Source organism: Streptomyces sp. NPDC008121, from assembly GCF_042957155.1.
GTDB lineage: Bacteria > Actinomycetota > Actinomycetes > Streptomycetales > Streptomycetaceae > Streptomyces.
Genome location: NZ_JBIBHT010000011.1, coordinates 74,614 through 89,524, shown reverse-complemented (window position 1 = coordinate 89,524; position 14,911 = coordinate 74,614). Strand labels below are relative to the sequence as shown.

Genomic DNA, 14,911 nt, shown 5'->3' with positions numbered 1-14,911 from the left:
GTGCGGCCTTCGGCGTCCGTGGTCTTGACGACCTGGCCGGTGACCAGGTCGGTGACCTGGCTGGTGACCCCAGCCGGGCTGGTGACCGTGTCGGTCCGCTGGTGCCTGGCTGTGTCGACACTGCTGTCGTAGGTTTCGGTCACCTTGTCGGGGCCCTGGACGCTTTGCGGCTTCGCGGCCTCATCTGCCCAGGTGACGGTCTTCTCCGTGACTTCACCCTGGGCGTTGACCTTGAAAGCGGCAACGGTGCGGGCCGACGGCTGGCTGTCACCGGCGTTCTTCACCGACTGCTTCACGGCGGCAACGCTCTTGCGGTCCGCAGAGAGAGTGTTTTCAGTGACGGTCTGCGTACCGTCACTGCCGGTGGTGGTCTGCTTCAGGACCCGCCCGAACCCTGCCTGCCCCGGTTCCCCGCTGAGCGCGGTGGGGTCGTACTCGGTCACCGTAACGGCGCCGGTGACATCCTTGCGCTCCACCTCACGGCCGTGATCATCAAACCGTGCGGTCTCCTGCGTGGTGCGCGTCCCGCCGGTTGCCGGGTCGTGGACGGTGACCGTCGCCCGGGTCGGCTTGGCGTAATTCGCCGGCAGATCCGCCGCCGGCGGCGGTACGGCACCGTTGTCCCGTTCTCCCTCGTACTGCAGCTCCTGCGTCTGAACCGGCTGCAGCTGCCCGTTCACCATCAGTGACGCGGTGCGCTCCTTGAGGAGGTGAAGACTGTTGAAGGTAGAGCGGACCGTGGAGCGCCCGTCAGACAGCTCAGTGCTGTACCGGTAGTCAGGGTCGGCCGAGTCGAACAGCTCGTCCGCGGAGGTGTACTGGCCCTTACCGGTGTAGTCATGCCCCGCGTTCTCGCCCTCCGCAGCGATGGTGAAAGTCCGCTCGGAAGTCAGGTTCTTGCCGTCGGGGTCGGTGACCTTCACTGAGGAGGCGACGGGGAAGCCGTGCGGCTGGGCATAGCCGATGCGGGTGACCGCCCCGGTGGGAGCTTCAACCCGGGTCAGGAGCCGGCCCGGCATCCCGCCGGGCTCGTAGTCGTATGAGAGCTTGGTGACCTGGCCCTCCGGATAGACCACGGACGCCAGGCGGCCGTCCTCGGGCAGGTGCAGCACGATCTGCGGCTTCCTGCCGTCGCTGCGTTCAGGCGAGGTGACAGTGACCTGGTTCTCGGTGCGGTAATCAAACTCCACCGCCTGGCCCCAGGCATCGACGACCCGCATCAGGCGGTGACCGGCACCGTGCAGCTCCCACATGTAGGCGGTCTGGTTGCCGAAGGCGTCTTCCTCGGCAACCAGACCGCCTTCAGCGGCAAAGAAGCTTTTACGCCCGTCGCTGTAGGACAGCACCCACCTGTAGTCCCGCGGCATGCCCTCCATCCCCTCCCGCCCCGGGAGGGTTCCGGAAGACTCCCGGAAGGTGAGGTCCTTCAGCAGGTAACGCTTCAGGCCCGTTCCTGTCCTGTCACCAGGGCTGATCTTGAAGCTGCCTCCGCTGGCGGTGTGCAGGGTCCCGCCGTCCTCCGGGTCTACGAACGCCTTGCCGAGGCCGATGCCCTGCCCCAGGCCCCACCGGTCCACCCCCGCAGCGGCCGCGGCCTGGTCATACGCGAGCGCGAGATCGGCTGCAGCCCCGCCCCGCCCGGGCAGGGAGACCAGCGGCAGCACACTCTGGAACGCACCCGTCTGCTCGTTGATCCCGCCGCTTGCCCCGCCGCCCATGGCCACGGTGCCCGACACACCTGCCGGACTGGACACAGCAGACGCCGCTCCGGCTGTTGCCACCGGCACGGCCGTCACAGCCATCACCGCGGCCGTGGCAAGCCCGACACGGCGCAGCCAGCCGCCGCCCCGGCGCCGGCACTTACCCGGAGCCCTGGCAGGGGCGGCAAGAGGCACACAACACATGAGATCCCCAGACAGGAAAGAAGAAACTGGTGCATGAACACTCAACCTCCCCTGCGGGCCCGGCGGAATCCGTCATCAGGGCACCCGCCAGCACAGCCCCGGCCCCCCAAGTGGCCGGCCCGTCATCCTCCAGACGGCCCCGCGGGCAGAGGTACTGCAGGCCGGGGATCTGCTGCTTCGCGACCGGCCAGCCGGCCTGCGGGACGCTGGGAGCCTCTGCCGTGTCCGCGTGCTCCTGGTGGCCGCAGGGGACGCAGTGGAACTTCTCCTGTACGGGCCGGTTCTCCTTGGCGGCGTGCCCGCATCCGGGGCAGGCCGCCAAGGTGTCGCGGGGGTCCACGGCCATCACTTCCCGTCCGGCGCTTTCAGCCTGGGCAGCGAGGATCTGGAGGAAACACCACGCTGGGAACCAGGCCCCGCTATCCGTACCGTCATGCGGAGGCATGCGGCAGCTTCGAGACCGGGCTGCGCGAGTGCAACGGCGAAGCCGGCCATGTCCGCCTGCTGGTGCACTACCTGCCGAAGGCCGCCCTGCCATAGCTGATCAACTTGCTCGACGGCGTCAGCTCCAGGGATCTGCGGGCCCAGTACTCCGGCCGGATCAACCGGACCGGCACGGCCTCGGTGTTCTGGTCCCGCTCCTGCCGTCGCCCAGTCCTGCAGCGGCGCATCGCTGAGGACGGATCAGCGTGGCCGCCAGCCGGACACCAGCTGGTGACGGGCTCCCGCTCCTGCACCCCTGCTTCCTGGCCCCGCCTCGTGCAGCATGACGGCGGCACGGCCCTCAAGGCAGGCCTGCCCCAGTACCGCCAGCTCCTCCGCAGGCGGGCGAGGTGACCGCTGAGAGAGGTCCCCGTGAGCACCTTGCGCGTGAGCACCACCCGGCCCACCATGATCACTACAGCCGGATCACGCCGCCGGCCATGCGCGACGCCTCGCCCGCTATCACGGACCAGCTCGCAGATCCTGCAGGCCCCGGCCCTCAGCGTGCGTGACGCTTCGTCATGCACCGGCCACGGGCATCACGGGCGGACTGCCGGAGTGGCCAGCGGCTGCATCCGGCTCCGTGACGAACCGAGGCTGACTTCATGTTCATGGGCCCTGGCCGGCTCCTCCCGCGGGTGAAAGCAGAGCCGGCCAGTCCCTCGCTTCACCGCCTGCACTCATCTGCCAGGGAGCACCAGATGAGATGCCATCTCACATGTCGTTCTGCGTGACGGCTGTCCACTCGGGCAGCGTTTCCACGGGATCGTAGTTGCGGGGGTAAACCCCCCCGTCGGAGATCACCGTTCTCCCCGCCTCGTCTACATACCGCGTCGGCCTGTAAATTTTGTCGGTGTTCCATGGGAATTTCCGGATAATTTTTGTGGCAGCCTCGCTGTTCTCACTCATTCTGTCTCCGAGTGATCTGTAGTAAGCCTCATCAGCGGGGAGGCCGCCATCCTCCGTCAGGACGGCTCGTTCAAGCCGGATGAAAGTATTCTCGTCCATGAGGTCTCTCAGCGGCCTGTGATCGGTCTCGCTGTAGGGCACGGTGTGCAGCCCTCCGCCGTCCGCAAATTCAACAGAAGGCAGTCCGTTGTTCTGGGGGACGGTCTCTGTCGTCTCGTACTTGCGTGACTGCTGGAACTCCTCCGCAGGCAGGTCTGCCGCAAGAGGATATTTGGTCTTGATCGGCCCGGATACGCCACGATGCCACTCCTCGAACGGGGTCATGCGCCGCAGGCGCAATTCCTCCGCACTGGCCGGAGGCCCCTTGAAGACTTTCTTCAGGGCTTTATAGGCTTTCAAAGCAGGGCGGCTGGACCCGAGGCTGGTGATACCGCCGGTGATGCTGAGAGCCATGCCGCTGTAGAAGAGGCCGTCGCGGATGGCGGGGGCATCGCCGAGGAAGCCTGTGGCGTCATGGGCGAGCGCGACGCTTTCCAGGACGAGTCCGGCCGTGTCGGCTATCAGACCGGCGGTGGCGGAGGCGATAGCGGCTGCCCCGGCGGGCGGAGCGAGGAAGGTGAGCAGGATGGCGCCGATGGTGATAGCTGCGCTGATGCCGTATCCCACGTAGTCCCAGACCGCTGTGGTGCCTGACGGGTCCGTCTTCATGACGGGGTTGGCGTCCATGGCCTGGTAACGGTTGTGGAGGGGCGCAGCGTCTGCGGTGGTGAACCGTTTGGTGGCGGGATCGTAGGTGCGGGCCTTGAGGTACTGGGTTCCCTCAGGGCTGGTGTAGGCGCCGGCGAAGGTGAAGGGGTTACGCGCCTGTCCTGCCGGTGCGGGTGCTGCAGGGGCCGGGTGCGGGCGGCCGGTGATGTCGGCGTGCTGGCCGTAGTCGGTGTAATTCCATGCCTGGCTGACGGTGCCGTCGCTGGCCGTGAGGGCGGTGGTGTTTCCGTGCCGGTCGTGGATGAGGTAGCCGGCGCCTGTGCCGGTTCCCTGTCCGGCGCCGGGGCCGGACAGGGAACGGCTTTCTCTTGTTCCTGCCAGGAGGTAGGAGGCGGCTGTCTGCGCTGAGGGGTCGCTGCTGCTGGTGTGGATGTCGTTGAGGAGGGTGTCGCCGGGGGCGTAGTAGAACCTGGCGGTGTCCGTGTCCGGGCTGGCTGTACTGGTTTCGGCGGTGGTTGCCCGGGCTCCGCTGGCCCAGTAGGTGTACGTGGTCTTCTTCCCGTCAGGGGAGGTGCGGCTGGTGGGCTGGTTGCGGAGGTTGTACGTGTAGGTGTTGCCCTGGTGGTCGGTGAGGAGGTTGCCCTCGTCATCGAAAGTCTGGGCGTGCCCGGTTCCGTCGGTTTTCACCTCGGTGAGCCGGCCGGCGGGGTCGATGCGGTGCTCTGTCAGCGTGGTCCTGCCCGCTTGCCCGCCGTTATGTGCGGTGACTGCTGCGGAGGTGACATCACCGGAGACGTTGATGGTGTAGCGGGTGGTGGTCAGCTGGTGGCCCTGGTCCGCGAGGACTTGTGATCCGGTGAGACGGCTGTAGGCGTCGTAGGTGTAACGGGTCGTGGTCTTTGTCTTCGGCCCTGCGCTGCCGTCAGCACCAGCCGACGGCCGGTCATCCACCCGCTGCGTGAGGTTGCCGTGCCGGTCGTAGGTGTAAGACGCCTCGCTCAGGGTTTCCGCGCCGCGTACAGTCTTCTCGGTCTTGGCCTGGCTGGCGCTGGTGAACGTCATGTGGGTGGTGACGCCGTTGCCGCGGTCGATCTGCACGATGCGGCCGAGACCGTCGTAGGTGTAGGAGACCTCAGAGATGACCGGGGCGTTCTCTTCCCCGCCCTTGCGCTGGACCGCGTTGGCAAGGGTGCCGTCCGGGTTGTAGGCGTAGGCGGTGGTGATTCCGGCGGTGTCGGTCACCGAGGTGCGCTGGCCGTGGTCATCGAAGGTCTGCCGGACAGTTTTGCCGTCGGGGTAGGCGATGACCGTGACGTTGCCGTCAGCGTCGTAGCTGTAGGAGATCTCTGTTTCGTCTCTGCGGTCGGGGTCGAAGACCCCCGTGACCGCTCCGGTGTAGGGATCGTAGGCGTAGCCGGACTTCTCTGTGCGCCTGCCGTCGGCCGAGGTAACGGTAATTCCGGTCAGGCGGCGGGAATCTCTGCCGTACTCATAGGAGGTCCGGGTGCCGCCGGGTGAGACCGCTGCGTCTGCCTGGCCGGCCGGGGTGTAGGTGAGAAATGTCTTCTTGCCGTCCGGCCGGACCTCTTCGGTCACCTGGCCGGCAGCATTGCGCAGGGCTCTGGTGCCCGTGCGGCTTTCAGCGGACTGGCCCTGCCCTGCGGTGAGGGTCTTCACCACAGGGCTGCCGGCGAGGTCTGCCCGCGTGCTTGAGGTGATTTCTTCCCCGGGGAAGTCCGGATTCTGGGGGGTGAGGGTTGTGGTGGCGGGGGTGCCGGCCGGGCCGTAGGCGCGTTCAGTGATGATGTCCTGGGACAGTGAACGGCTGGCCCGGCCCAGGGAGTCATACGACTGGGAAGTGCCGGCCAGCTCTGTGCCGTCTCCGAAGGACGCTTCTGCGGCTACGGGCCGGTCAGCCTGGTCAAACGTGCTGGTGCTGGCTGTGACGGCCTTGGCAGGATCGCTTTCCCCGGCCGGCAGCAGGAGCGTAGTCCTGGCAGAGGTGTGTGCGGTGACAGCGTCGGCGTAGACGGTCAGCTGGGTCATGCCGTTCGGCGCAACCGCTCTGACCGGCCGTCCCTGGTCGTCATATTCCGTGACGCTGGTCCGTCCGGCACCATCGGTGGCCTTCGCGGTGCGCCCCTCGTCTTCGAACTGAACGGTCTGCAGGGTGCGTGCAGCGGGGTCACCGGTCAGCTCACCGTTACGGACATTGTCCGTCTGCTTCACCACCCGGCCCAGCAGGTCCCGCTCTTCAACGGTGATGTGCTGCCCGCCGTCCTGCCCGGGCGTGCTCACGGTTGTCGTAACGGGCGTGTAGGAGAAGGTGGTTGTCAGTCCCCTGCCGTCCGGCCCGCCGGGCACGGTCCGGGACACTGGCCGGCCAGCCTCATCGAACGTGGCCGTTACGGTGCCGCCCGCGGCATCGGTGGCTTTCACCGTCTGTCCGGTGACCAGGTCGGTGACCTGTGTGACCGTTCCCGCTGCACTGGTGGCCGTGTCGGTGCGCTGGTGTGCGGCGGTGTCGATGGTGCTGGCGTAGGTCTCGGTGATGCTGTCGGGGCCCTCGGCGTCCTCCGGTTCTGCTCCCTCGGCCCAGGTGACGGTCTTCCCTGTGACCTCGCCGTGGCTGCCGACCTGGTAGCTGGTGACGGTGCGGGCGGAGGGCTTGTCTTCTCCGGTGTTCTTCACCAGCTCTCTGACGGCGGTGATGCTCCTGCGGTCGGCAGAAAGTGTGTTCTCGGTAATGGCCTGGGCGCCGTCGCTTCCGGTGACCACGGTCCGCAGCGGCAGACCGTATCCCGCAGGCCCGCCGCCGTTGCTACCGCCGCTGTCGGGGGTGTCGAGGGCGGTGGAGTCATATGCGGTGACAGTGGTCGCACCGGTGACACCGGTGCGCTGCACCTGCCGGCCGTGTTCATCGAACCGGGCGGTCTCGGCGGTGGTGCGGCTCTGCCCCGTCGCCGGGTCATGCACGGTGACGGTGGCCCTGACGGGCTTGCCGTAGTTCGCCGGAAGAGCCGACGGCGCCGGCGGTGCCTGCCCGTTGTCACGCTCACCCTCATACTCAAGCTGCTGTGTCCGCACCGGCCTCAGCTCACCTGCGGTGTTCAGCGACGCAGTGCGCTCCTTGAGCAGGTGCAGGCTGTTGAACACCGACCGCACGGTGGAACGCCCGTCGGACAGCTCGGTGGCATACCGGTAGTCCGGGTCGGCGGAGTCAAACAGCTCATCGGCCGAGCCGTACTGGCCGCGGCCGGTGAAGTCATGACCGGTGTGCTCGCCGGTCACATCCAGGGTGAAAGTCCGCTCCGCGGCCAGGTTCCTGCCCTCCCCGTCGGTAACCTTCAGCGAGGAGGCGACGGGAAAGCCGTGCGGCTCGCTGTAGCCGATCCGGGTCACCGCACCGGTGGGGGCCTCCACCCCGGTCAGCAGCTGGCCCGGCGACCCTGACGGGGTGAAGTCCCAGGACAGCTTCGTCACCTGGCCTGCCGGATCCACCACAGACACCAGCCGCCCGCCGTCCAGGCGCAGCACCACCCGCGGCCGCGCCCCGTCACTGCGCTCCGGCGAGGCCACCGTCACCTGGCCCTCGGTACCGTAATCGAAGGTGACCGCCTGCCCCCAGGCATCCACCGCCCGCACCAGCCGGTGCTGCCCGCCCTGTACCTCCCACACATACACGCTCTGGTGCCCGAACGGATCCTCCTCCGCGATCAGGTCACCGTCCGCGGAGAAGTAGTTCTTCCGCCCGTCGTCATAGGTCAGGACCCACCGGAACTCCCGCGGCACGCCTTCCAGCCCGGCACGCTCCGCCAGCACCCCCGGCGCCTCACGGAACATGAGGTCCTTCAGCAGATACCGCTTCAGACCGGTACCGGTCCGGTCCCCCGCGCTGATCTCAAAACTCCCTCCCGAGGCAGTGCGCAGGGTCCCGCCGCCTTCAGGGTCAACGAATGCCTTCCCCAGGCCGATGCCCTGCCCCAGACCCGCCCGGTCCACGCCCGCCGCAGCAGCCCCCTGGTCATACCCCAGCACCAGCCCCACCCCCGCACCGCCCCGGCCCGGCAGCGAGACCAGCGGCAGAGCTGTCCTGAGCGCGCCGGTCTTCTCATCAATCTCCCCTGACGCACCACCCCCCATCGCCACCGCACCCGACACCCCCGCCCCGGCAGACACAGAAGCAGCGGCCGCCACACCGCCCGACACCACAGGCACCGCCGTCACCGCCATCACCACCGCCGTCGCCAGAGCCGTACGCCGCAGCCACCCACCGCAGCGCACACCATCAGCCAGCACCCGGGCACGGGCAGGAACAGTCAGAGCGCACATAGCAACCTACTGAGAAAGGGATCGTCACGAACTACCCAACCCCATCAGCGATTCCGGCGACACGGTCCGCCAGGGCATGGACAAAACGGTGGGGCATCCTCCACCCGGCTGCCCTCCGGGCTGCGATCGGCCGTCCCCCCAGGGATGCTGGCACAGCAGCCCTGCAGCGGCCGGAGCCCATCCCGCCGTGCCGCGTCCGGCGGAGTGGCTGGGCTTGACGGCCGCGAGATATTGAGCGCCCCGTCTATGCAGGTAGCGGGCGTGGTTGTGCTGGGTGGGCAGCGCATCGGCGGTGACGGTCACCCCGTCGAGGCGGGGGGCTCCAGCAGAGCGAAGGCGGGGATTTCGTTGCTCGTGCCGGCGGGCTGGCGCTGGGCCAGGACGGTGCCGGTGTGGTCCCTCGACGCCAGCAGGGCGACGGCCGGCTTCTGCAGGGCGCGCGAGCTGCGGACGGTCTTGCCGTCCACCGTGACCACCCGCAGCGGCCGGTATGAGGGATGCCGATCGCATCAGGGCGTCGCTGCCAGACGGGCCAGCAGCCGGCGCACGGCCCCCGGGGGTGCAGGAGGGAGATCGCGCCGGTCAGCGGGTCGGGCGGGAAGCCCAGCGTGTGCAGGACCCGCCTCGGCGCGCCGGTGATCCATCCAGTGATCACAGTGAGCGAGCGTGCTCTGGCCAGGACGGCGGCGGACGCAAGCAGCGCGGGCCGCGGATAGCGCCGCACGGAGAGCAGGAAACATTGCGGGCCAGCAGAGATCGGGACGGGAGCTGGCCGACGTGGGGCAGATGTTCCAGCGCGGCGGGCATGGAAGAGGATGCAGAGGCAGGCACGGGCCCGCTCGGTGATTATGGGACGTAGACACTCACATGATCACCAGCACCGTGCCTGCACCCGTACCCGGCCCCGCCGTACCAACCAGACCTGGGCAATCCGTCACCCGCCCTGGGCCGCGGCACTCCACACCGAAGCGTCTTCACGCAAAGACCCTGAAGTAGCGGCACCACCAAGTAATACTCACCGGATTTCCGCGAGGCTCCGTCCGGATGGCGCTGGCATCAAGCAAGAGGGTCACCGGGGCCGGCCGTGAGGTCGGCATCAATCCTGAGACGCTCCGTGGCCGGGGTAAGAAGGCATCGCGCGGAAACGGAGCCTGCCGCTGATGCAGACCTGGCAGCCGGGGACCGGGCCCGGCTGCGAGAGCTCGAGCGCCGCAACCGCGAGCTTGCCAGCAGTTCAACCGCGGCCATGCCCGGCTCTGAGCTCCCGGCGAGGGGCCTTCGCGCAGCTGAGGTCCTGGCGGATTCTCCGCCAGGACCTCAGCTGCCCCCGCCGCATCAGCACCCTCGTCCAAGCTGCCTACACGCTGCTGGCTGCAGGTAATCAGGATGAAAGAGGCTCAGTTGAGCGTCAGTAGCCAGGAAAGGCTTTCGGTGCTGAAACCCTGTCCCGATTTGTACTGCCCGGTGAAGTAGATGTACCCGCTATCTTGCTTGTGCATGCCAGCCGCCACAAGGTGAGGCTGGTGCGGGTGCCCGATTTTCATCATGGCGTTGTTTCGATCCGCTGCGGCTCTGTGGGCTTCGCGGAATTTCTTGGCGAACTCCAGCGTGCGGGGGGTAGCGTTCTGGACGGCGAGTCCCGATACGGACGGCTTGTCGGCGCTGGTGACGGTCTGTTTCGCCGTAGCCCTTGAAAGCCTGTCCGACCGTACTGAAGCTTCACGCAGATCTGCTGTACCGCTCTCCTGAAGACCGAATGCCTTGTTCAGCTCCTGCTGGGTCAATTTCTCCCTTAGTTGGGAGATCCCTGCCAGCTTACGCATCTTGGTCAGGGTCACTTCTTCGTTCGCGAGGGCGCGGGCTTCTTCGGCTTTCCTGAGGGTGTGGATGGAGTGACCGCCCGTGACGGATTTGCGGATTTTGCCTGCGAACTCTCCCAGCTGCGGTGCATAGGTTTTCCGGGCTATCCGGGATTGGGCTTTGGCGATGGCCTTGGCGGCGGATTTGGCGAGGGTGCTGCCGATGCTGAGGGCGGCTCCGGCGGCGGTGACGGTGATGGCTGCGATGTTGAAGGGGTCGTTGATGTTGTCCTTGCCCTGTTCCATGGCATAGATGTCCAGGCCGGTTCCGGCTGCTTCGAGGATGCTGCCGAAGGCCATGACAGCGCCGGCGAGCCCCACGGGAGGGCCCAGGACGACACTGAGGGCGAGGGTGATGAGGGTAGAGGCGATGGCGGTTCCGATGACGATCCAGCCGGAGTCGGAGATCGCGGTGGTGCCCTCGGGGTCGATGTTGGTGATGGGGTTGGCGTTCATGGCCTGGTAGCGGTTGTGCTGGGGCGCCGGGTCGGGGGTGGTGAAGCGTCCGGTTGCGGTGTCGTAGAGACGTGCCTTGAGGTACTGGGTGCCGTCAGCGCTGGTGTATCCGCCGGCGAAGGTGAAGGGCTGGCGGGCTGCGCCTGACGGCCCGGGGGTGCCGGCCTGGTTCAGAGAGATACCGGTGCCGCCGGCCTGCTGGCCGTAGTCGGTGTACTGCCATGCCTGGCTTACCTGGCCGTCGCTGGCGGTGAGGGCGGTGGTGCTGCCGTGGCGGTCGGTGAGGAGGTATCCGGCGCCGGTCTGGGAGGCGGTCTCTGTGCCGTCTCCGGTGAGGGTGCGGGCGTGGCGGGTTCCGGCGAGGAGGTAGGACGCGGTGGTCTCGCCCTGGGAACCGGGGCCCTGGCCGCTGGTGTGGGTGTCGTTGATCAGGGTGCCGTCGGGAGTGTAGTAAAAGCGGGTGGTCTGCCCGGGTGCAGGCTCCCTGTCTGCAGTGGCGGTTCCGGCCTGTTCGGTGGTGGTGGCGCGGGTACCGTCAGCCCAGTAGGTGTAGGTGGTGGTGGTGCCGTCGGGCGTGGTGTGGGTGGCGGGCTGGCCGTTCAGGTTGTAGGTCCACAGGGTGCCGTCATGTGCGGTGGTGAGGTTGCCGTCGGTGTCGAAAGCCTGCTGGCGCTGCTCGCCGTTGACGGTGAGGGTGGTGAGGCGGCCGCTGTTGTCGATGCCGTGCCCGGTGACTTCTGTCTTCCCTGCCTGGTCACCGGTGTGTCCGGTGACCTCGGTTTTGGTGACGTCGCCGGAGACGTTGAGGGTGTAACGGGTGCTGCTGAGCTTTTCCCCGCCTGTGCCGGAGACTTCTGATCCGGTGAGGCGGTTGTAGGCGTCGTAGGTGTAGCGGGTGGTGGTGCTCACCGGCTTGCCGGGAGCACCGTCCGCACCGGCTGCGGGACGGGTGTCGGCGCGCTGGGTCAGGTTGCCGTGGCTGTCGTAGAGGTACGACGCTTCGGTGATCACCTCACCGCCCCGAGTGGTCTTCTCGTGCTTGACCTGGCTGGCGCCGGTGAACTCGGTTTCAGTGACCACCCCATTGCCGCGGTCGGTCTTGGTGATCCGGCCGAGGCCGTCGTAGGTGTAGGCAACCTTCGCCTTGACCGGGCTGGCGGTGTCATCGCGTTCGTACTGGACGGCCTCCTTGAGGGTGCCGTCGGGGTTGTAGGTGTAGAAGGTGGTCAGCCCGGCGGCATCGGTGGACTTTGCCAGCTGGCCGTGGTCCCCGAACTCCTGCCGCACCTTCTTGCCGTCGGGGTAGGCAACTTCGGTGACGTTGCCGTCGGCATCGTAGGTGTAGCCGATCAGCGTGGCGTCCCGGTCGTCGGGGCTGAACACCTCGGTGACGGCACCGGTGTGGGGGTCGTAGCTGTAGCCGGTCTTCTCTGTGGTCTTGCCGTCCGCTGATGTGGTTGCCGTCTCGAGGACCTGGCCGGTCTTGTCGTCGTACCGGCAGGCGGTGCGGATACCGGCGGGGGAGACGGTCTCCGAGATCTGCCCGGACGGGGTGTAGGTGTAGGTGGTCTTCTTCCCGTCGGGGCGGCGTTCCTCGGTGACCCGGCCTGCGGCGTCGCGGATCTGGGTGGTGCCGGAGCGGCCTTCACCGTCCGCTCCCTGGCTGGTGCCGGGGGTGAGGGTTTTGACGACGGGTGCGCCGGTGAGGTCCTGCGGGCTGGTGGCGGTGACCGTTCCGCCGGGGAACGCTTCGATGTCCTTGGGGGTGAGGGTGGTGGTGTCCGGGGTGCCGGCCGGGCCGTAGGCGGGGGTGACGGCCACATCACCCGAGACGGCCTCGGCCACGCGGCCCAGGCCGTCGTAGGACGTGGCGCTGCCAGCCTGCCGGGTGCCGTCGGCGAACGAGGAGCCTGCGGCGACGGGGCGGTCTGCCTGGTCGAGGGTTTCGGTGGCGGTGACCGTGGCCTTGGCGGGGTCGGTTTCCCCGGCGGGCAGGGTCAGGACGGTGACCGTGGAGGTGGCGGCGGTGGCGGCGTCGGTGTAGACGGTGAGCTGGGTCAGGCCGCTGGGCGCAACCGCTTTGACGGGCCGGCCCAGGTCGTCGCTGGTGGTGACCGTGACGCGGCCGGCCTGGTCGGTGACCTTGGCCGTACGCCCTTCGTCCTCGAACGTGACGGCCTGCAGGGTGCGGGCGGCCGGGTCGCCGGTCAGCTCCCCGTCGCGGACGTTGTCGGTCTTCTTCACCGTCCGCCCCAGCAGGTCGCGTTCCTCCACGGTCACATGCTGCTTCCCGTCCTGGCCGGGAATGCTGACCGTGGTGCTGGCGGGGGTGTATTCGGTGGTGGTGATCAGGCCTTCGCCGTCCGGCCCGCCCGGCACCTTCTGGCTGACCGGCCGGCCGGCCAGGTCATAGGCCGTCTCGGCCGTGCGGCCTTCCGGATCTGTGGACCGGATGACCTGCCCGGTGACCAGATCGGTCACCTGGCTGCTGGCCCCGGCCGCGCTCTTCACCGTCTCGGTACGGGTGTGCGCGCCGGTGTCTGTGGTGCTCCCGTAGGTTTCGGTGACCTCATCGGGGCCCTGGGCACCCTCGGGTCTGGCCCCCTCTGCCCAGGTAACCGTCTTTTCTGTGATCTCTCCGTGGCCGTCGGTCTGGGAGCGGGTCACCGTGCGGGCCGACGGCTCCTTTTCCCCGGCGTTCTTCACCGACTCCGTCGTGCTGGTGATACTCCTGCGGTCTTCTGACAGTGTGTTCTCGGTGACGGTCTCAGCTCCGTCGCTGCCGGTCACGGTCTGGTTCACGGCCAGCCCGTAACCAGCCGGCTGCGCGCCGCCGTCCCCTCCGGCGGCAAGTGCAGTGGGGTCGTACTCGGTGACCGTCTTCGCACCCGTCACGTCGGTGCGTTCCACCTCACGGCCGTGTTCATCAAACCGGGCAGTCTCCGTGGCCGTACGGGTCTTCCCCGTGGCCGGGTCGTGGACGGTGACGGTGGCCCTGACGGGTTTGCTGTAGTTGGCGGGCAGAGCTGAGGCCGGCGGCGGGGCCTGGCCCTGCTCGCGTTCGCCTTCGTACTGCATTTCCTGGGTCCGCACCGGCTCCGGCTCACCGTTCACGTTCAGCGACACGGTGCGTTCCTTCAGCAGGTGCAGGCTGTTGTAGACGGAGCGGACAGTGGAACGCCCGTCCGACAGCTCCGTCACATACCGGTAGTCCTCATCCGCACTGTCGAACAGATCATCCGCGCTCTCATACTGGCCGCGGCCGGTGAAGTCATGCCCCGCATGCTCACCCTCCGCGCCGAGACGGAAGGTGCGCTCCAGGGTGAGGTTCTTCCCTTCCTGGTCGGTGACCTTCAGCGAAGAGACCACGGGAAACCCGTGGGGCTGGTCATAGCCGACCCGGGTGACCGCACCGGCCGGCGCCTCCACCCGGGTCAGCAGCCGCCCGGGCAGACCCTGCGGGGTGTAGTCCCACGCCAGCTGGATCCTCTGGTCTTCCGGATATGTCACCGACGTGACCCGGCCGCCTTCCAGGTGCAGCACCACCTGCGGCCGTTTGCCGTCACTGCGCTCGGGTGAGGTGACGGTAACCCGGCCCTCAGTGCTGTAGTCGAAAGTGACCGCCTGCCCGTAGGGGTCGACCGCCCGCTCCAGACGGTGCTGCCCGTCCCGGACTTCCCACGCATAGGCAGTCTCGTTGCCGAACGCATCCTTCTCGGCGATCAGGTCACCCTCGGCAGAAAAGTAGTTCTTCCGGCCATCGTCGTAAGTGAGAACCCACCGGTACTCCCGCGGCACACCGTCCAAGCCCCCGCGTTGCGGGAGAGTGCCCGGCTGTTCGCGGAAGGCGAGGTCCTTCAGCAGGTACCGCTCCAGACCGGTACCCGTCGTGTCACCGTGCTTGACGGGGTAACTGCCGCCCGAGCCCGTGTGCAGAGTGCCGCCGCCGTCCGGGTCTACAAACGCCTTGCCCAGACCCATACCCTGCCCCAGCCCGTGCCGGTCCGCCCCCGCACCCGCCGCAGTCTGGTCGTAGGCCAGTGCCAGCTCCACCCCCGTGCTCCCGCGGCCGGGCAGGGACACCAGCGGCAGAACGGTCTGGAACGCCCCGGTCTGCTCACTGATACTGCCGGTGGCGCCGCCGCCCATAGCCACCGCACCCGATACTCCGGCAGCGCCAGCCATGGACACACCGGACACGGCACTGGCTGTCACGACCGGCACGGTGGTGACAGCCATGACCACTGCGGTGGCCAGCCC

General features: G+C 67.9%; 5 protein-coding genes. All 5 read right to left on the bottom strand.

Annotation, left to right across the window (positions count from 1 at the left end):
- A partial coding sequence (locus ACFZBD_RS31310; protein WP_391146253.1) for a hypothetical protein occupies nt 1-1,736 on the bottom strand: 1,736 nt, incomplete at its 3' end.
- A gap of 124 nt (nt 1,737-1,860) precedes the next feature.
- The gene (locus ACFZBD_RS31305) at nt 1,861-2,349 is read right to left on the bottom strand and encodes a zinc ribbon domain-containing protein (RefSeq protein ID WP_391146252.1); all 489 of its coding nucleotides are present in this window, start codon (nt 2,347-2,349) and stop codon (nt 1,861-1,863) included.
- Nucleotides 2,350-3,101: 752 nt separating this feature from the next.
- On the bottom strand, nt 3,102-8,336 hold the full coding sequence (locus ACFZBD_RS31300; RefSeq protein ID WP_391146249.1) for an RHS repeat-associated core domain-containing protein: 5,235 nt from the start codon (nt 8,334-8,336) through the stop codon (nt 3,102-3,104).
- 299 nt (nt 8,337-8,635) lie between these two features.
- A complete protein-coding gene (locus tag ACFZBD_RS31295; RefSeq protein ID WP_391146248.1) occupies nt 8,636-8,803 on the bottom strand; it encodes a hypothetical protein in 168 nt (55 codons plus the stop codon).
- Nucleotides 8,804-9,733: 930 nt separating this feature from the next.
- On the bottom strand, nt 9,734-14,836 hold the full coding sequence (locus ACFZBD_RS31290) for an RHS repeat-associated core domain-containing protein (RefSeq protein ID WP_391146247.1): 5,103 nt from the start codon (nt 14,834-14,836) through the stop codon (nt 9,734-9,736).
- Nucleotides 14,837-14,911 lie beyond the last annotated feature (75 nt).

Coding starts and splice junctions, on each gene's coding strand:
- ACFZBD_RS31290 (WP_391146247.1), bottom strand. CDS start 14,836: ATGGCTGGCGCTGCCGGAGTATCGGGTGCGGTGGCTATGGGCGGCGGC.
- ACFZBD_RS31305 (WP_391146252.1), bottom strand. CDS start 2,349: ATGCCTCCGCATGACGGTACGGATAGCGGGGCCTGGTTCCCAGCGTGG.
- ACFZBD_RS31300 (WP_391146249.1), bottom strand. CDS start 8,336: ATGTGCGCTCTGACTGTTCCTGCCCGTGCCCGGGTGCTGGCTGATGGT.